The organism is Mesorhizobium sp. CNPSo 4689 (assembly GCF_057784325.1).
Genome location: NZ_JBWLUZ010000021.1, coordinates 1 through 16,395, shown reverse-complemented (window position 1 = coordinate 16,395; position 16,395 = coordinate 1). Strand labels below are relative to the sequence as shown.

Sequence of the window (16,395 nt, the reverse complement as noted above, 5' to 3'; positions counted from 1 at the left end):
TGGTGATCACGACATCAACGCGACATCACCGCTTCGAGCGTGGTGAAAATCCGCTCGTCTCCCGACTGGGCAACGTTGAAGCGCAAGAAACGGCTGGCGGTCTGCGACAGGCTGAACGCATTGCCGGGTGCGAGCACGATGTTGGCGGCCAAAGCACGGCGGGCCACTTCTGTCGCATCCACCCCATCCGGCAGGCTGCACCACAGGGACAGGCCGGCCGGTTGCTCGATCCAGGGCGTGATGCCGATCGCCTTCAGGCGGGCGCTCGTTTCGCCCATGGCGCGCGAAAGCCGCGTCCGCAGCAAGTCCATGTGCTTGCGATAGCTGCCGTCCTTGAGCAGCGTCAGCACCAGTTCGGCCGCGAGCCGGCCGCCGCCGAAGGTTGTGGCGATCTTGAGGTCGGTGAGTTGTTCGATCCAGTCGCGGGGCGCCGCGATGAAGCCGCAGCGCACCGATGCCGAAAGCGTCTTGGAGAAGCTGCCGATATGGACGACACGGCTCAGGCCATCGAACGCCGCAAGGCGCGGGGCAGGCGCGTGCTCGAAATCGGCGAAGATGTCGTCCTCGATGATGGTGAGGTCCGACTGGTCGGCGAGCTTGAGCAGGCGGTGGGCGGTGACAGGCGACAGGATCGCGCCGGTCGGATTGTGGATGGCGGAATTGGTGATGTAGAGGCGCGGCCGGTGCTCGGCCAGCGCTTGGGCGAACAGCTCGATATCCGGCCCCGACGGCGTATAGGGAACGCTGACGACCTTGGCCCGGTGAGCGCGCAACAGGGCATGGAAGTTGAAATAGCAGGGGTCGTCGACCAGCACCGTGTCGCCGGGTTCGAGCAGGAAGCGGCAGAGGAGATCGATGGCCTGCGTGCCCGATTCCGTCAGCATGATCTGTTCTGGAGACGCCTCGATACCGTGCCCGGCCATGCGCCGCGCGAGCAGCTGGCGCAGCGCTGGCAGGCCGAGCGGTGTGCCGTAGTCCGCCAGCGTGACATCGTCGGTCCGCGCCACTGTGCGCAGCGCCCGGCGCAACGCCGCCTGCGGCATCCATGAGGCTGGCAGCCAGCCACAGCCGGGTTTCAGGGTCTCGTCGCCGGCTTCCAGGGACTGGCGCGAGACCCAGAGCGGATCGATGACCCGGTCGAGCCGAGGGCCGATCTCGGCCAGCGACAGTGGCGCCAGCGGTCCGGCGGCGTAGAAGCCCGAACCAGGCCGCGAACGGATCGTGCCTTCGGCGGCTAGGCGCTCATAGGCTTCGACGACGGTCGACTTGGACACCTGCATCGTGCCGGCAAAGGCCCGGATTGACGGCAGCCGCGCCCCAGGCGTCAGGGTGCGCGCGGTGATCCGCTGCCTGATCGCTGCCATGACCGCTTCGACAAGCGTTCCTTCGCTGTCCGCTTTTGGAGCAGGCGTGTCCATCTGTACTTCTCGATGAGCCATAACAGTTTTGCCAAACTGTACCGCATTGTCTCTGGCGGCGCCATAGCCCGAACCGGTACGGAAGGGCAAACGGAGCAGATCATGGACAAGAGTTTGAACGGCTGGGTGAGCGGCTTGATCGGCGTGCTGATCTTCAGTGGCTCGCTGCCGGCGACGCGCGTGGCGGTGATGGACTTCGACCCGACATTCCTGACGTCGGCCAGAGCGGCGATTGCCGGACTGCTTGGTCTGGCATTGCTGCTCCTGTTCCGCCAGAAACGTCCGGAGCGCGCGGATCTGCTGTCGCTGGTGATCGTGGCGTTGGGCGTGGTGGTCGGCTTTCCCTTGCTGACCGCGCTGGCGCTCAAGCACGTAACCTCGGCCCATTCCATCATCTTCGTCGGCCTGCTGCCGCTGGCGACCGCGATCTTCGGCGTGCTGCGCGGTGGCGATCGGCCAAGGCCGGCGTTCTGGCTGTTCTCCTGCCTCGGCAGCGCGCTTGTTGTCGGCTTTGCCCTGAGCCAAGGCGTGTCCGCCTCACCGATCGGCGATCTCCTGATGCTGTCGGCAATCATCGCCTGCGGGCTGGGCTACGCCGAGGGCGCGGCGCTGTCGCGCAAGCTCGGCGGCTGGCAGGTGATCTGCTGGGCGCTGGTGCTGTCGCTGCCGATCATGCTGGTGCTGACATTTGCGACGATGCCGCCATCCTTTGCCGACGTCGGCTCCGGCGCGTGGATTGGCCTCGCCTATGTCTCGCTGTTCAGCATGCTGATCGGCTTCGTCTTCTGGTATCGCGGCCTGGCGCAAGGCGGCATTGCAGCGGTCGGGCAGTTGCAGTTGCTGCAGCCGTTCTTCGGCCTCGCGCTGGCGGCAACGCTGCTGCATGAACAGGTGAGCCCGCTGATGATTGTCGTCACGCTTGGCGTGGTGCTTTGCGTTGTCGGCGCCAAGAAATTCGCCAAGCAGGAAGCGCCGCGACCCGCGACTGTTGGCTGATAGTGCCTGCCGCAGCTAAAACTTCGTCACCACGCCGATGCCGATGCCCTCGAAACCGCCCATCGCCATCAGCGCGGCGGGCGCCTCTTCGAGGCTGATCTTCTTGCCGACCAGCAGTTCGGGCTTGAGCTTGCCGGTGCGGATCATCTCCATCATCGCCGGGTAGCGGTAGGCCTGCATGCCGTGGCTGCCGAGGATCTCGAGCTCGAAGGCAATCACCTTGTCCATCGGCACCTGCGGCCTGGCGTGCTCGGCGAGCATCAGGCCGACCTGCACGTGGCGTCCGCGACGGCGTAGATTGGCGATCGAATTGAACGAGGTCGTCGGGTGGCCGAGCGCGTCCATCGACATATGCGCGCCGCCATTGGTGATCTGCTTGACCGCCTTGACCACATTCGGCGTCTTCGCGGCATTGATCGTCGCCACCGCGCCGATCTTCTTGGCGAAATCCAGCTTCTCGTCGGTGAGGTCGATGGCGATGACATTGGCACCCATCGAACTGGCGATCATGATCGCCGACAGGCCGACGCCGCCGCAGCCATGCACGGCCACCCATTCGCCCGGCGTCACCCGGCCCTGGTCGACGATGGCGCGGAACGAAGTGACAAAGCGGCAGCCGAGGCTGGCGGCGGTGGCGAATTCCATCGAGTCAGGCAAGCGGACGAGGTTGGTGTCGGCATGGTCGATGGCGACATATTCGGCGAATGAGCCCCAGCCAGTGAAACCCGGCTGCGTCTGGTGCTCGCAGACCTGGTGGTTGCCCGAGTTGCATTCGAAACAGCGGCCGCAACCGACGGCAAAGGGCACGGTGACGCGCTCGCCGGCCTTCCAGCGGGTCACCCGCTTGCCGGCGGCGACCACGACGCCGGCCAACTCGTGACCCGGCACGTGCGGCAGGGTGATGCCGTCGTCATGGCCCATCCAGCCGTGCCAGTCGCTGCGGCAGAGTCCGGTCGCCTCGACCTTGATGACGACGCCTTCGGGCGCCGGCTTCGGGTCGGGCACGGTCTGGATCGTCGGCGCCTCGCCGAATTTTTCGAAGACGACGGCTTTCATCGGCAACTCCCCATGCTCTGCCCCGGCATTGTGCTTCTATTCGGCATCTATCTGATTCTCTGGCGCCGCCTTCTCGAAGGCTGGCAGCGCCATGCAGGCGGTGTGGATGCGCGAGATCACCGGGTAGGGCGTCATGTCGACGCCGAAGCGGGCATTGTTGGTGACCTGGGCGACCAGGCAGATGTCGGCCAGCCCCGGCGTATCGCCGTGACAGAATGTGCCGGTCTCGGGCGACGAAGCCAGAATTTTCTCAAGCGGCTGGAAACCTTCGTTCACCCAGTGCCTGAACCAGTTGACGACATCCTGGTCGCCGGCGCCGAACAGGGTGCGCAGCGAGGTCAGGACACGCAGATTGTTCACCGGATGGATGTCGCAGGCGATCATCTGCGCCAGCATCCTGACGCGCGCCCGGCCGAGAGCATCCTTCGGCAGAAGCGGCGGTTCGGGCTTCGTCTCGTCCAGATATTCGATGATCGCCAGCGACTGTGTAAGAAGGGTGCCGTCGCCCAGGATCAGCGCCGGCACCAGCCCCTGCGGATTAACCGCGAGATAGGCTGGCTCCAGATGCTCGCCATGGCGCAGATGATGCGGCACATAATCATAGGTCAGGCCCTTCATCTCCAGTGCGATCCGCACCCGGTAGGAGGTGGAGGAGCGGTAGTAGTTGTGAAGGACGAGGTCGCTCATCGGATCACGCTGTCGGCTGGCCGATGGTCAGTTCGATCGTGCCTATCCTGTCGACGCCACTCAGAGCCTGCGACGGCCACCGAAGGGGTTGCGGGCAAGGGGAGGACGAATTCTGTCATGCACGGTCTCTGCAAAGCCATGGTTTTGTTCGCCGGCACATTCGACCGATTTGGACGGCCGGGCAAGCGCTGGTCAAATATGGAGATGTACTATCTTGCAATAATCTGGCCATGGTCGCGGGATTATCCTATTCTGAGCGAAGTGAAGCGACCTCACCATGACCGCAGTCAACGATCGCGCCCGGTTTCTGATCATCGACGACCATCCGCTGTTTCGCGAGGCGCTGCATAGCGCCGTGCAGATGGCCTATCCGGATGTCGACACGGTCGAGGCGCGCTCGATCGCCGAGGCGCTCGATCTGCTGGCCGGCACAAAACTGTTCGACCTTGCGCTGCTCGACCTCAGCATGCCCGACGTACATGGCTTCGACGGACTGCTGCAGCTCAGGACCCGCCATCCGCGCCTGCCGGTGGTCATCGTCTCTGGCTATGAAGAGCCCAGGATCATTTCCGAGGCACTGTCTTATGGGGCTGCCGGTTTCATCCCGAAATCGGCGCGCAAGAGCGATCTCGCCGTCGCCATCCGTTCGGTGATGGATGGCGCGATTTATGTGCCCGAAACCTATGAGGGCCAGCCGCCGGACGCCGACAGCGCCGACCGCGCCGACATGCTGCAGCGCCTGTCCAGGTTGACGCCGCAGCAGTTGAGGGTGCTGCAGATGCTGCGCCAGGGCATGCTCAACAAACAGATCGCCTATGAACTGCAGGTCGGCGAGACCACGGTCAAGGCGCATGTCTCGGAGATATTGCGCAAGCTCAATGTCTACAGCCGCACGCAAGCCGTGATCGAGGTTTCGAAGCTGGACAATGCGGAGCTGTTTCGGGATCAGGCTGGGTTTTGAGCCTTTTACCCTCCCCATCGAGGGGAGGGCATGGAGCTAAGCCAGCAGATGCGCCAGAAGCGCGCGCAGTTGCGCGGGCTTCAGCGGCTTGCGCATCAGCTCGATTCCATCGGCGCGGGCGGCCTTGGCGACAATTTCTGAAGCGTCGGCGGTGACGATCAGGGCCGGAACCGGGCGGCCGAGATAGTCGCGGACCTCGGCGATAGTGGTGGTGCCGAGGTCGCCGCCGTCGAGATGCTGGTCGGCTATGACGATGTCCGGAACCCAGTCGGTATCGCCGAGCATGTCGAGCGCATCGTCGGTCGAGGTCGCCGCACGCACCACGCATTGCCAGCGCTCGAGCAGGGATGTCATCGCCTGCAGCACGTCGGCGTCGTTCTCGACCAGCAGCACCTTGGTGCCGAACAGGCCGTAGCCGCGCGGCCGTTCCATGTCGGCAGCGCCGGCGATGGCGTCGGCCGAAGCACCAATGCCGACCGGCACATCGATGTGGAAAATCGTGCCGCGCCCGACCTTCGACGAAAACGTCACGGGATGGCCAAGGGCGGCCGCCATGCGGCGCACGATGGCGAGGCCTAGTCCCAGCCCGCCGCCGGACAGGCCGGTATCGGCGAGCGCGGTGCCGCCGCGGTGGAATTCCTCGAACACCGCCTCGCGCTGGTCGTCGGGGATGCCGCAGCCGGTGTCGGCGACGTCGATGCGGATGGTGTCGCCGCGATGCCTGGTGCCGACCAGCACGCCGCCGGAGCGGGTGTAGCGTAGCGCATTGGACAGGATGTTCTGCAGGATGCGCCGCAGCAGCGTGCGGTCGGAACGCACGACGGCGTTGACCGGCCGGAATTTCAGCGTCAGCCCCTTCATCTCGGCGACGGGGAGGAAATCCGAGCGCAGCGAGGAGAACAGCGTCTCCAGGCTGACATCGCCGATGTCGGGCTGCACGACGCCGGCGTCGAGCTTGGAAATGTCGAGCAGCGTGCGAAGCAAGTCTTCCATCGTTTCCAGCGAGCGCTCGACCTGGCGCACCAGCTTCTTGCCTTCGTCGCTGGTCTGCAGTTCGGCAAGGGCCGAGACGGAGAGGTGGGCGGCGTTCAGCGGCTGCAGCACGTCGTGGCTGGCGGCGGCCAGGAACCTGGTCTTGGACAGGTTCGCCAGCTCGGCGGTTTCCTTGGCGGCGCTGAGGTCGATGTTCGACTGTTCAAGCCGGCGCAAGGTGGAATGCAGTTCCTCGGTGCGCGTGCGCACCCGGTTCTCCAGCGAAATCGCGGTCTGGAACAGCGAGAAGGCATTGCCTTGCTGGTCCATCGAGCGCTCGACGCGGCTGACAAGGGCCGCGTTGATCTTCTTCAGCTTCTCCAGGTCGTTGATGTCTCTCAGCGGCATGGAGAAAGGATCCTATTCCGCCGCCTGGCGCTCGCCGAAGGCGATGCCGGTAAAGGTCTGGTTGAGATGCATCGATCGGTACTGTTCGCCATAGGTGCCGAAGCCGATGACGTTGTTGACCCGGTAGAGCTCCGAAATGTCGCGAAAGACCTGGCGGTTGCGGGCGTCGAGCCTTCGCAGCACGCAGTCGAAGCCGAGGATCATGTCGATGCCGCCCAGCTTTTCCTCGACGTCCTTGAGGGCGGCGCGCGTCGCTTCCACCATGTTCTTCGGCTGGGCAATGGAGAGCACGACGCCGTCGTCGATGGCGCAGAAGAACGACAGCGAGCCGTCGGCATGCATTCTCTGAATCGAACGGCAATAATATTCGCCGCCGACCTTCACCACCACCGGATGCGAGGCGAAGCTGAGCGGCGTCAGCGTCTGCGGGATGATGCCGACCGAAGCGGCATATTCCTCTGCGGCGTTGGTGGCGTTGAATTCGCGCACGATGCGGTGATCGGGATCGGACGCGGTCACCACCAGCTTCTCGTCGGTGGGGATGAAATTATCGGTCTTGAAGACGTGGAACGGAATTTCCGTGGTGATCAGCATGATGATGGCGCTGTCGGAGGCGACCTTGCCATTGGAGATCAGCCGCGTCGTCTCGAACTTCAGATCGTCGCCGGCCGAGCCGCCGATCAGCGGAATGTCGTCCAGCCCCCAATGGATGGCCGAGGTCACCGCTTCCTCGGCATAGGACAGCCCATCGATCAAGCACAGCGCGAAGGTGCCCTTGGCCAGTTCGTGTCCGACGCGGCCGCGCAGCAGGCGCCTGAGGGCGGCGACTTCGCCGGTGATCCTGTCCATGCCCGACGAGGAAAGGTTGTCGACCATGATGCTGACCGTCGAAAACGACGCCGAAGGCAGCAGCAAGGCAAGGATGTGACCTTCCTCCAGACCCTGCGGCGTGATCTCGCCGGCGGTCGAACAGCCGGCATAGGCAAGCGACGGCGCGTGCGCCTTCAGCGCCTGGGACAGGGCTGTCGCGTCGACCAGGCTCTGGGAGAAGAACAGCAGCGCGAAGCCGGCGTCGATGGCTGCCGCTTCCGCCGCGATGGCCTGGGCGAAAACATTGGCGTCGGGCTCATCCGTGGTGAGCGCCGAGAGGCCGCATGCGTAGCGCGTGCTCGAACTGGCCAGCTGCCTTCCTCCTGCGGGTCCTCCAACGCTTGTTCTTGTGCGTGTCCGGCACGCGGGCGTTGCAGGGCATTGTTGTCTTCGGGGGTCGCTTTGGCAATGGGCCGGCCCCGTCAGGCGTGACCGAAAGTACAATATGCGCCGTTTCGGACGAACTGCATTCTCGCGTCGTGGAGGGCGCAAGGCACTTTTTCCCGTGCTTTGTGCGGTATAGGAATAGGCCGATAGCCACTGCGTCCGGGCAACACCGGCGCCGGGACGACCAAGGTAAATTACCCAGGGAGGTTTCATGTCGGACGTATCGTTGATGGTGAACGGCAAGCGGGTCAGCGGCACAGCCGAAGACCGGACGCTGCTGGTTCATTTCTTGCGGGAAAATCTCGGCCTCACCGGGACACATGTCGGCTGCGACACCTCGCAATGCGGTGCCTGCGTCGTGCATGTCGACGGCAAGGCGGTGAAATCCTGCTCGATGCTCGCGGTGCAGGCCAACGGGTCGAGCGTCGTGACGATCGAAGGGTTGGCGAACGGCGCCGACCTCCATCCGGTGCAGGCTGCGTTCAAGGAACATCACGGCCTGCAATGCGGCTTCTGCACGCCCGGCATGATCATGACCGCGACCGACATGATCGCGCGCCATCCGGAAGGCCTCGACGAGGCGACCGTGCGCGCCGAACTGGAAGGCAATATCTGCCGCTGCACCGGCTACCACAACATCGTCAAGGCGATCCTCGCCGCATCGAAGACGATGGCCAAGGGAGTCAAGGGCAAGGCCAGGCAAGCTGCATAGGCATAAGGGAGTAGCGAATAGTGAGTAGCGAGTAGTCGGTGTCCGTCTGGCCGAGTTGCAACTCACCACCATTCACTACTCACTATTTGCTACTCTCTATTCGCTATTTCGGGAGGAATTTCTGCGATGGGCATTGAAGGTGTTGGCGCTCGGGTCGCGCGCAAGGAAGACAAGAGGTTCATCACCGGCGCCGGCCGCTATGTCGACGATATGGTGGTTCCCGGCATGAAGCATGCGGCCTTCGTGCGCAGCCCGCACGCGCATGCGCAGATCAAGAAGATCGACGTCAAGAAGGCCCAAGCCATGCCCGGCGTTATCGGCGTGCTGACCGGCAAGGAGCTCAAGGCCGACGGCATCGGCAATCTCATCTGCGGCTGGATGATCCATTCCAAGGACGGCTCGCCGATGAAGATGGGCGCCTGGTCGCCGCTCGCCGTCGACAAGGTCCGCTATGTCGGCGATGCGGTCGTCATCGTGGTCGCGGAAACCAAGGGCCAGGCGCGCGATGCGGCCGAAGCGGTCGAGATCACCTACAAGGAACTGAAAGCCGTCGTCGATGCGACAAAGGCGCTCGAAAAAGGCGCGCCGCAGCTCCACCCGGAGGCCGAGAACAATCTGATCTTCGACTGGGAGATCGGCGACGCCAAGGCCACCGACGCGGCGATCAAGGCTGCCGCCCACGTTACCCGCATGAAGATCGTCAACAACCGGCTGGTGCCCAACGCCATGGAGCCTCGCGCCGCCCTTGGCCATTACGACAAGGCCGAGGACCACTATACCTGCTGGACGACGTCGCAGAACCCGCATGTCGCGCGGTTGGTGATGAGCGCTTTCTACAACATCGCGCCGGAAAACAAATTGCGCGTCATTGCGCCCGATGTCGGCGGCGGCTTCGGTTCCAAGATCTACATCTATCCGGAAGAGATCGTCTGCCTGTGGGCTTCGAAGAAGACCGGCGTGCCCGTCAAATGGGTCGCCGACCGCACCGAAAGTTTTCTGTCGGACGCGCATGGCCGCGACCATGTCTCGACGGTGGAGATGGCCTTCGACAAAAACAACCGGATAACCGGTCTGAAAGTCGACACCATCGCCAATCTCGGCGCCTACATGTCGCTGTTCTCGTCCTGCGTGCCGACCTATCTCTATGCGACGCTGCTGTCGGGCCAGTACGACATCCCGGCAATCCACGCCAATGTGCGCACGGTCTACACGAACACCGCGCCCGTTGACGCCTATCGCGGGGCAGGGCGGCCGGAAGCCACTTATCTGCTCGAGCGCACCATGGAGGCGGCGGCGCGCGAACTTCGCGTGTCGCCGGCGGAACTGCGGCGCACGAACTTCATTACCTCCTTCCCGCACCAGACACCGGTGATCATGAATTACGACGCCGGCGACTATGCCGCCTCGCTCGACGCAGCTACGAAGGCGTCCGACTATGCCGGCTTTGCCAAGCGCAAGGCAGCCGCCGCCAAGAAGGGGCTGCTGCGCGGCATCGGCATGAGCTGCTACATCGAGGCCTGCGGCATCGCGCCGTCGGCGGCGGTCGGCTCGCTCGGCGCCGGTGTCGGCCTTTGGGAATCGGCCGAGGTGCGGGTCAACGCCGTCGGCACGATCGAGGTGCTGACCGGTTCGCACAGCCACGGCCAGGGCCACGAGACGACCTTTGCGCAACTGGTCAATGAGCGCTTTGGCGTGCCGATCGACAGCGTTTCGATCGTCCATGGCGACACCGACAAGGTGCAGATGGGCATGGGCACCTATGGCTCACGCTCGGGCGCCGTCGGCATGTCGGCCATCGCCAAGGCGTTGGACAAGGTCGAGGCCAAGGCCAAGAAGATCGCCGCCCATTTGCTCGAAGCCGACGAGGGCGACATCGTCATCGAGAACGGGGCGCTGAAGGTAGCCGGCACCGACAAGAACATACCGTGGTTCCAGATGGCGCTCGCCGCCTACACCGCCCATAATCTGCCAAGCGGCATGGAGCCGGGGCTGAAGGAGACGGCGTTCTACGATCCGGCGAATTTCACTTTCCCGGCAGGCTGCTACATCTGCGAGGTCGAGATCGATCCGGAAACCGGGACGACCGAGATCGTCCAGTTCGTCGCGGCGGACGATTTCGGCAACATCATCAACCCGATGATCGTCGAGGGTCAGGTGCATGGCGGCATCGCCCAGGGCATCGGCCAGGCCTTGCTGGAAGGCGCGCATTATGACGCCGGCGGACAATTGCTGACGGCGAGCTACATGGACTACACCATGCCGCGCGCCGGCGACCTGCCGTCGTTCAAGGTCTCGACTTCGAACACGCCGTGCCCGAGCAATCCGCTCGGCATCAAGGGCTGCGGCGAGGCGGGCGCCATCGGATCGCCGCCGGCGGTCATCAACGCCATCACCGACGCCATCGGCATCACCGACATTGCCATGCCGGCATCGCCGTCCACGGTCTGGGCAGCGATCCGCGCGACGACGAAGCACTGAGGAGGAACAGCCATGTATTCGGTCAATTACCACCGCGCCACCTCGGTCGCCGACGCCGCCAAGCTGGTCAAGAGCGGCGATGCCAAGCTGTTATCGGGCGGCATGACGCTGATCCCGGCGATGAAGACGCGGCTCGCCGCACCCTCCGATCTCGTCGACTTGTCGCGGATCAAGGAGCTGCAAGGCGTCAAGGTGTCGGGCAAGACCGTCACCATCGGTGCCGCCACGACGCATTACGACGTCGCCAGCGATGAGAAGCTGATGAAGGTGTGCCCGGCGCTCGCCCACATGGCTTCGCTGATCGGCGACCCGGCGGTGCGCTACAAGGGCACGATCGGCGGCTCGGTCGCCAACAATGATCCGGCCGCCGACTATCCGGCGGCATTGCTGGCATTGGGCGCAACCATCATCACCAACAAGCGCGAGATATCAGCCGGCAAATTCTTCACGGGCCTGTTCGAGACGGCGCTGAAGGACGGCGAGATCATCACCGCGGTGAGCTTCACCGCGCCGGCCAAGGCTGCGTACGAAAAATTCCGCAACCCCGCCTCGCGCTACGCGATCGTCGGCGTGTTCGTGGCCAAGGGCAAGGACGGCGTCAGCGTGGCCGTCACCGGCGCCGGTGACGACGGCGTCTTCCGTTCGAAGGAGATCGAGGCGGCGCTGGCGAAGAATTTTTCGGCCGCGGCGCTCGATGGCGTGAAAGTGCCGGCGAAGAATTTGATGAGCGACCTCCATGCCTCGGCTGAATACCGCGCCAATCTGGTGGCGGTGATGGCCAAGCGCGCGGTGGCCGCTGCCAACGCCTGATCACTTGCGATCTCATGGCATGAAAAAGGGGCCTTCACGGCCCCTTTTTCATCGGTTTTCGACTCGCCATCATGCGTGAATGGCGGGGCTGCGGTATTTGTTTTTACGCAATTCCGGACGGAAAACCGCTGCGCACTTTTCCTGGAATTGCTCCAGGGTGCTACAGGGCGTGATCGTGCCGCCATGCCCGCTTCTGCGCCAGATAGCGGCGCAGGCCGGCTTCGCCGCGCGGTGTCGTCCAGCGATGATTCCAGGCAAAGGCGGGCCGCAGCAGCGGCGCGAGGAATTTCAGGATCGGCCTCAGCACCGTGACCTGCCAGGTTAGCTTGACATGGGTGCCCGAACCCGATGGCGACAGCTCGGCGCGCCACAGCCCGTCGAAGTCACCGATCGTCTTGACCGCGACGAGTTTGCCGGGATCCATTTCGACCGCCTCGATGATGAAGTTCAACTCATAGGGCAGGGCGCCACGCGCCCGGGCTCGTGCCCGCGAGCCGACGACGCCCTTGCCCTTGCTGTCGAGCGGCACGACCTCCTTGTAGACGTCGCCCCACCAGAGCGGCAGCAGTTCGGCATCGGAGAGCACGTCCCACACCTCCTGCGGTGTGGCCTCGGGAATGTCCCAGTTCTCGTCGAAGCGGAAGACGTTGCTTGCCATGACAGGGGGCTCCGGCCGCGGAAGCACTCATATTAGCTGCTGCTTCTTTATGTGGCCAGCGCCTGCCCGGGCTCAGGTCGGGATATGCCTGGCATAGTAGCGCACGGCCTTCTGGCCGCCATGGATCACCGCATCGCCGACCTCGGCAAAGCCGAGCGCGGCGTGGAAGGCATCCGAGGCCGGATTCGGCGGCTCGGCATTCACCTCGCAGGTGACGACGGTCTGCCCGGCGCGCGAAACATGATCGAACAGATCCTCGTAGAGCCGGCGGGCGTGGCCGCGGCCGCGCGCTTGCGCGGCCACGACGACCCGATCGACATAGACGAAGCGCGCATAGCGCTCGCGGAACCAGAGGAAGTTCGGGCTGTCGTAGTTTGCATGCTGGTCGAAGGTCATGATGAAGGCTTCGAGCGCGCCGATGCGGCGCGCGTAGAACGCCTCGCCAATCAGGAAAGACAGCCGCTCGGGCTCGCCATGACAATTCGGCGGCATGCGCGTTGTTGAGCGCCAGGATGGCAGCTTCATCCTCGAGCAAGACCCGGTCTATCGGCAAAGCTGCGCTCATGGTCTGGCAGCCGCGATGGTCGCCGCCAACAGCGCCTCATCGGTGATGGTGGTGCGGTATTCGCGGTCGAGGTCGGTGCCGCCCATGCCGACATGCGGATTGCGGTAGGCCATTACGCTCGGCACGTCGGTGAGCGCGGCGAAATGCATTTCGCTCAGCCCGGTTTTTCCAAACACCTCGGCGATGTTGTCGGGGGCGAGCCCGCCACAGCCGAGGATGATGATGCGGTCGCCGGCCTGCCGGACAAGGTCGGCCAGCAGATCGGCTCCCTCCAGCGCCGTGTCGCGCTGGCCGCTGGTCAGCACGCGGCCGACCTTGCAGCGGATCAGGGCTTCAAGCGCCTCGACCGGATCGCGCGTCATGTCGAAGGCGCGGTGGCAGGTGACATTGAGCGAGCCGGCCGCCTGCACCAGCCCGCTCATGCGCTGTTCGTCGATGCTGCCGTCCGCGTTGAGGCAGCCGACGACGACACCGGCGGCGCCGAGATCGCGGAGCGCGCTGACATCGGCCAGCATCGAACGGTATTCGGTCTCGCTGTAGAGAAAGTCACCGCCGCGCGGCCGCACGATGACGTGGAACGGAACGGTCGCAAGCTCCAGTGCCGCGCGCACGGTGCCGAGGCTCGGCGTGATGCCGCCTTCGACCAGGCTGGCGCAGAGTTCGACCCGGTCGGCGCCGGCAGCTTGCGCTGCGAGCAGGCCATCAATGCCTTCGACGCAAAGTTCGATCAGGGGCAGGCGAGCATTTCTGGCCAAGAGGACGATCCGTTCATGATTGCAGACGGCCAGCCCTAGCATCGGGCCTGCCGTCGTTAAAGCAGCAATGATCGGTCCACACGCGACAGTGGGGCGCCTATTCAGGACCAGACGCCGCTTGACATTTCCATAACCGACGAGTTATGGATAATCCATAGCCAGTTGGTTATTGATTTCGCGGCCGACGACAGCCCTGCCGAAACCGATTTGAAGGAGACCAATCATGCAAGCACGACTGAAAAACCCGGTGATGCTCATTCCCGGCGCCTTGCAGGCGCTGCTGGCGCTGGACAAGTCGACCGAAGCTGCCGATGTGCCTTATGTGACGCGCAAGCTCCTGCACCTGCGTGCCAGCCAGATCAACAGCTGCAGCGTCTGCGTCGACATGCATGCGCGCGAACTGAAGAAGGCCGGTGAAAAGGACGAACGCATCTTCGCCGTCTCCGCCTGGCGAGAAACGCCTTATTTCAACGATGCCGAACGCGCCGCCCTTGCGCTGACTGAGGCCACGACCCGGTTGAGCGACCGCTCCGATGCGGTGCCCGACGATGTATGGGACGAGGCCGCCCGGCACTATGACGAGAAAGGGCTGGCCGCGCTGGCGGTCCAGATCGCGCTCATCAATGCGTTCAACCGCCTCAACGCCGCCACCAGACAGCCGGTCGGTGCCTGGGGCTGAACGTGGCTACTGGCGCAGCACCGTGTTCTTGGCGCCTTGCTCGACCTGGTCGATGACCAAAAGCTTGACCGGGCCGTCGCCGACATTGGTGGCCTGGTGCCACTGGCCGATCATCTCGATGATGAAATCGCCCGTCTTGTAGGTGTTGCTCTTGCCGGTCTCGACATTCGTCACTTGAAGCGTTCCCGCCTGCACATAGGCGTAGCGGGGAAACGGATGCTTGTGCACCGGCAAGGTCGCGCCCACCGCAATGTCGAAGGTCGAAACCAGGACCTGGACGTTTTTCTGCGGCAGCGTGATCGGCTGGCCCGAGGCCGTCTCGGTGCGATCGGCAAGCGGCGTCACGACGACCGGCGTGCCGCTGCTGTCCAGCGCCGCGGCGGTGTCTGCGCAGAGCGCGGCGCAAGGCAGCAGCGCCGATGCCAGGATGTTTCGCATGGTTCCTCCCAAAGACACGGTTGCACCATCGCCCGGCGGGCATGCGCGTGCAAGCGCCTCTCGCAGGCAGAACCGAACAGGACTTGGGTCGCAAAGCCACCGTCGGGGGATACGGAATCTGAAATCGGTCCGATCGATCGATCGCCGCTTTTCGAGGATGGCCGGCGCCGCAGGGGGCGGGGAGATTGGGGTTGCCTGGGAGCGCCGGCCACGCGGCGTCAAGTCCGCCGCTGAGCCAAGCATAGCAAAGTCCGCCGGATTGATTATTGCGCGATCGCGTAAGCCGGCCCTTCGGCCCTTGCGTAGCGCCACGGGGTGTCGCTCAAATCATTGCCCCGTTTTGCCTGCCCAGCGCCTCAGGCCTCAATCGCTTCGCCCGTGCCCGGTATTGTCGCTCATGGCATTGATGTGCGGCGTTACTCCTTGGGAGGAGGGGCGCTCAATCGCCGGTAGGGGACGCCGTCGAAGACTGCCGTCACGAAGTCGGTGACCGACATCTTGCGTTTGCGGCCGTCGCTGCATTTGTAGACCGGCCAACCGTCATCGCTGCATTCGCTGGCGGAGCAGATGCGGGCAAGGCAATTTCCGGTCGTCAGCCGGAAGCCGCCCGTGCCGGCAAAACCCTGCAACAGGCTGCCGTCCGCCGCCCGCCACGTTCGCGCACGGAATTCCGCGCGCAGGAGCCTTGGCTCAAGCGGGACCGCAAGGTCGCTTTCGTCGCCACGCGCGGTCAGATTGAGACGATTGCGCGCCATTCCCGTCATGTAGGCGGTCACCAGGTCCGATTCGCCTGAATAGGCTCGCGCCATATCGGAGCGGTCGAGCAGGTGAGACACCCGCGCGTCTGCCGCGACCGGCATTGCCGCGTCATTGGCGCGACCATCGGAGATGAAGGCGTGAGCAGCCAAGAGAGCCAGGGCGTGCCCTGCAAACCGATACCTCACCATGGTCCAATGCCCCCATTGCATCCATTTGACATGGATTTAGGGCAATAGTTGCAGGAAACCGCCAGGAATCAAGGATTGCTTGTTTTCGGCTGGGCAAGCGCACTATGCGTGGGACCATGGCGCTGCAATGCATGGCGCTGGCGCGCGTCTACCACGAGCACGGGCAGGCCGCATAGGCCACAGCCAGCCACAGCCGGGCGCCAAGACGCGCGAGGCGCATCTCCGCTGCAGGACAGCGGCCAACAAGAACGCGCGCTGGCGGCGGCACGGATATTCCGACCTCCTTTTTTCCGCGTTGAACCCGCTGACCCGAATTGTCTATCCGCGCTAGCTCAAGCGGCCGATTTGGGGGCGATCTACATCGGCTACTATTGATCTGTCGCTTGACGCTGGGGTCAATTGGGTGGGCACGTACGTCAGGCCGGTGTGCGGTTGGAGTTACGGAAGTCGCAACGTCTTTGAAGGTCCGTCCCCGGCCGCACTCTTGCGACGCCCGGCCCCGGCATTTCATCGCTCAGTCACCTATTTGGTTGTGCTGCCACTGCACCCTGCGAAGGCAGCTCAAGGCAGCGGGGACCAACCCCAAGCCCCCCACCCC

Annotated in this window: 15 protein-coding genes and 1 pseudogene; 6 read left to right on the top strand and 10 right to left on the bottom strand. The window is 64.1% G+C overall.

The features are described from left to right. Positions 1-14: 14 nt before the first annotated feature. Positions 15-1,418, bottom strand: coding sequence for an aminotransferase-like domain-containing protein (locus AC04SI_RS22645; RefSeq protein ID WP_488474935.1), 1,404 nt, complete (start codon positions 1,416-1,418; stop codon positions 15-17). Between the two features lie 102 nt (positions 1,419-1,520). On the opposite strand from AC04SI_RS22645, the gene AC04SI_RS22640 reads away from it, so the two are divergent. After that, positions 1,521-2,414 (top strand): DMT family transporter, encoded by an 894-nt coding sequence (locus AC04SI_RS22640; protein WP_404280602.1) that lies wholly within the window; start codon positions 1,521-1,523, stop codon positions 2,412-2,414. 15 nt (positions 2,415-2,429) lie between these two features. Here AC04SI_RS22640 and AC04SI_RS22635 read toward each other — a convergent pair whose 3' ends face one another. Together AC04SI_RS22635 and maiA are read right to left on the bottom strand one after the other, a co-directional pair. Then, positions 2,430-3,470, bottom strand: a complete 1,041-nt coding sequence (locus AC04SI_RS22635) for a zinc-dependent alcohol dehydrogenase family protein (RefSeq protein ID WP_404280604.1) — start codon at positions 3,468-3,470, stop codon at positions 2,430-2,432. A gap of 36 nt (positions 3,471-3,506) precedes the next feature. Continuing rightward, entirely contained in the window at positions 3,507-4,157 is a 651-nt protein-coding gene (gene maiA, locus AC04SI_RS22630) for a maleylacetoacetate isomerase (RefSeq protein WP_404280606.1), read from the bottom strand. 277 nt (positions 4,158-4,434) lie between these two features. Here maiA and AC04SI_RS22625 point away from each other — a divergent pair, with 277 nt between their 5' ends. Further along, a complete protein-coding gene (locus tag AC04SI_RS22625) occupies positions 4,435-5,118 on the top strand; it encodes a response regulator (RefSeq protein ID WP_404280607.1) in 684 nt (227 codons plus the stop codon). Between the two features lie 36 nt (positions 5,119-5,154). Here AC04SI_RS22625 and AC04SI_RS22620 read toward each other — a convergent pair whose 3' ends face one another. After that, positions 5,155-6,498 (bottom strand): ATP-binding response regulator, encoded by a 1,344-nt coding sequence (locus AC04SI_RS22620; RefSeq protein ID WP_404280608.1) that lies wholly within the window; start codon positions 6,496-6,498, stop codon positions 5,155-5,157. A 12-nt stretch (positions 6,499-6,510) separates the two neighbouring features. Beyond that, complete coding sequence (locus AC04SI_RS22615; protein WP_404280704.1) at positions 6,511-7,680, bottom strand: FIST N-terminal domain-containing protein; 1,170 nt, start codon at positions 7,678-7,680, stop codon at positions 6,511-6,513. Between the two features lie 286 nt (positions 7,681-7,966). Between AC04SI_RS22615 and AC04SI_RS22610 the strand changes: the two genes are divergently transcribed. The 3 genes from AC04SI_RS22610 to AC04SI_RS22600 all read left to right on the top strand — a co-directional run bounded on the left by AC04SI_RS22610 (position 7,967) and on the right by AC04SI_RS22600 (position 11,755). Further along, positions 7,967-8,467, top strand: a complete 501-nt coding sequence (locus AC04SI_RS22610) for a (2Fe-2S)-binding protein (protein ID WP_404280609.1) — start codon at positions 7,967-7,969, stop codon at positions 8,465-8,467. A gap of 126 nt (positions 8,468-8,593) precedes the next feature. Further along, entirely contained in the window at positions 8,594-10,945 is a 2,352-nt protein-coding gene (locus AC04SI_RS22605; protein WP_404280610.1) for a xanthine dehydrogenase family protein molybdopterin-binding subunit, read from the top strand. Between the two features lie 12 nt (positions 10,946-10,957). Beyond that, on the top strand, positions 10,958-11,755 hold the full coding sequence (locus tag AC04SI_RS22600) for an FAD binding domain-containing protein (protein WP_404280611.1): 798 nt from the start codon (positions 10,958-10,960) through the stop codon (positions 11,753-11,755). Positions 11,756-11,915: 160 nt separating this feature from the next. On the opposite strand, the gene AC04SI_RS22595 is transcribed toward AC04SI_RS22600, so the two are convergent. The 3 genes and pseudogenes from AC04SI_RS22595 to AC04SI_RS22585 all read right to left on the bottom strand — a co-directional run bounded on the left by AC04SI_RS22595 (position 11,916) and on the right by AC04SI_RS22585 (position 13,775). Further along, entirely contained in the window at positions 11,916-12,413 is a 498-nt protein-coding gene (locus AC04SI_RS22595) for an SRPBCC family protein (protein ID WP_404280613.1), read from the bottom strand. Between the two features lie 72 nt (positions 12,414-12,485). Further along, positions 12,486-12,978: pseudogene (locus tag AC04SI_RS22590) on the bottom strand (GNAT family N-acetyltransferase). Then, positions 12,975-13,775 carry a copper homeostasis protein CutC gene (locus AC04SI_RS22585; RefSeq protein ID WP_488474934.1) on the bottom strand — a complete coding sequence of 267 codons (801 nt, stop codon included), beginning with the start codon at positions 13,773-13,775 and terminating at the stop codon, positions 12,975-12,977. Before AC04SI_RS22585 ends, AC04SI_RS22590 begins: the two are co-directional and overlap by 4 nt. A 181-nt stretch (positions 13,776-13,956) precedes the next feature. On the opposite strand from AC04SI_RS22585, the gene AC04SI_RS22580 reads away from it, so the two are divergent. Continuing rightward, the gene (locus AC04SI_RS22580) at positions 13,957-14,412 is read left to right on the top strand and encodes a carboxymuconolactone decarboxylase family protein (RefSeq protein ID WP_404280616.1); all 456 of its coding nucleotides are present in this window, start codon (positions 13,957-13,959) and stop codon (positions 14,410-14,412) included. 6 nt (positions 14,413-14,418) lie between these two features. Here AC04SI_RS22580 and AC04SI_RS22575 read toward each other — a convergent pair whose 3' ends face one another. Beyond that, positions 14,419-14,850 (bottom strand): cupin domain-containing protein, encoded by a 432-nt coding sequence (locus AC04SI_RS22575; protein WP_488474933.1) that lies wholly within the window; start codon positions 14,848-14,850, stop codon positions 14,419-14,421. A 416-nt stretch (positions 14,851-15,266) separates the two neighbouring features. Beyond that, complete coding sequence (locus AC04SI_RS22570; protein WP_488474932.1) at positions 15,267-15,797, bottom strand: hypothetical protein; 531 nt, start codon at positions 15,795-15,797, stop codon at positions 15,267-15,269. Positions 15,798-16,395 lie beyond the last annotated feature (598 nt).

What these genes read in the sequence shown, in the direction of transcription:
- AC04SI_RS22570 (WP_488474932.1), bottom strand. Translation starts at nt 15,797, where the DNA reads ATGGTGAGGTATCGGTTTGCAGGGCACGCCCTGGCTCTCTTGGCTGCT.
- AC04SI_RS22605 (WP_404280610.1), top strand. Translation starts at nt 8,594, where the DNA reads ATGGGCATTGAAGGTGTTGGCGCTCGGGTCGCGCGCAAGGAAGACAAG.
- AC04SI_RS22610 (WP_404280609.1), top strand. Translation starts at nt 7,967, where the DNA reads ATGTCGGACGTATCGTTGATGGTGAACGGCAAGCGGGTCAGCGGCACA.
- AC04SI_RS22575 (WP_488474933.1), bottom strand. Translation starts at nt 14,850, where the DNA reads ATGCGAAACATCCTGGCATCGGCGCTGCTGCCTTGCGCCGCGCTCTGC.
- AC04SI_RS22600 (WP_404280611.1), top strand. Translation starts at nt 10,958, where the DNA reads ATGTATTCGGTCAATTACCACCGCGCCACCTCGGTCGCCGACGCCGCC.
- maiA (WP_404280606.1), bottom strand. Translation starts at nt 4,157, where the DNA reads ATGAGCGACCTCGTCCTTCACAACTACTACCGCTCCTCCACCTCCTAC.
- AC04SI_RS22580 (WP_404280616.1), top strand. Translation starts at nt 13,957, where the DNA reads ATGCAAGCACGACTGAAAAACCCGGTGATGCTCATTCCCGGCGCCTTG.
- AC04SI_RS22585 (WP_488474934.1), bottom strand. Translation starts at nt 13,775, where the DNA reads ATGCTAGGGCTGGCCGTCTGCAATCATGAACGGATCGTCCTCTTGGCC.
- AC04SI_RS22595 (WP_404280613.1), bottom strand. Translation starts at nt 12,413, where the DNA reads ATGGCAAGCAACGTCTTCCGCTTCGACGAGAACTGGGACATTCCCGAG.
- AC04SI_RS22640 (WP_404280602.1), top strand. Translation starts at nt 1,521, where the DNA reads ATGGACAAGAGTTTGAACGGCTGGGTGAGCGGCTTGATCGGCGTGCTG.
- AC04SI_RS22645 (WP_488474935.1), bottom strand. Translation starts at nt 1,418, where the DNA reads ATGGACACGCCTGCTCCAAAAGCGGACAGCGAAGGAACGCTTGTCGAA.
- AC04SI_RS22635 (WP_404280604.1), bottom strand. Translation starts at nt 3,470, where the DNA reads ATGAAAGCCGTCGTCTTCGAAAAATTCGGCGAGGCGCCGACGATCCAG.
- AC04SI_RS22625 (WP_404280607.1), top strand. Translation starts at nt 4,435, where the DNA reads ATGACCGCAGTCAACGATCGCGCCCGGTTTCTGATCATCGACGACCAT.
- AC04SI_RS22620 (WP_404280608.1), bottom strand. Translation starts at nt 6,498, where the DNA reads ATGCCGCTGAGAGACATCAACGACCTGGAGAAGCTGAAGAAGATCAAC.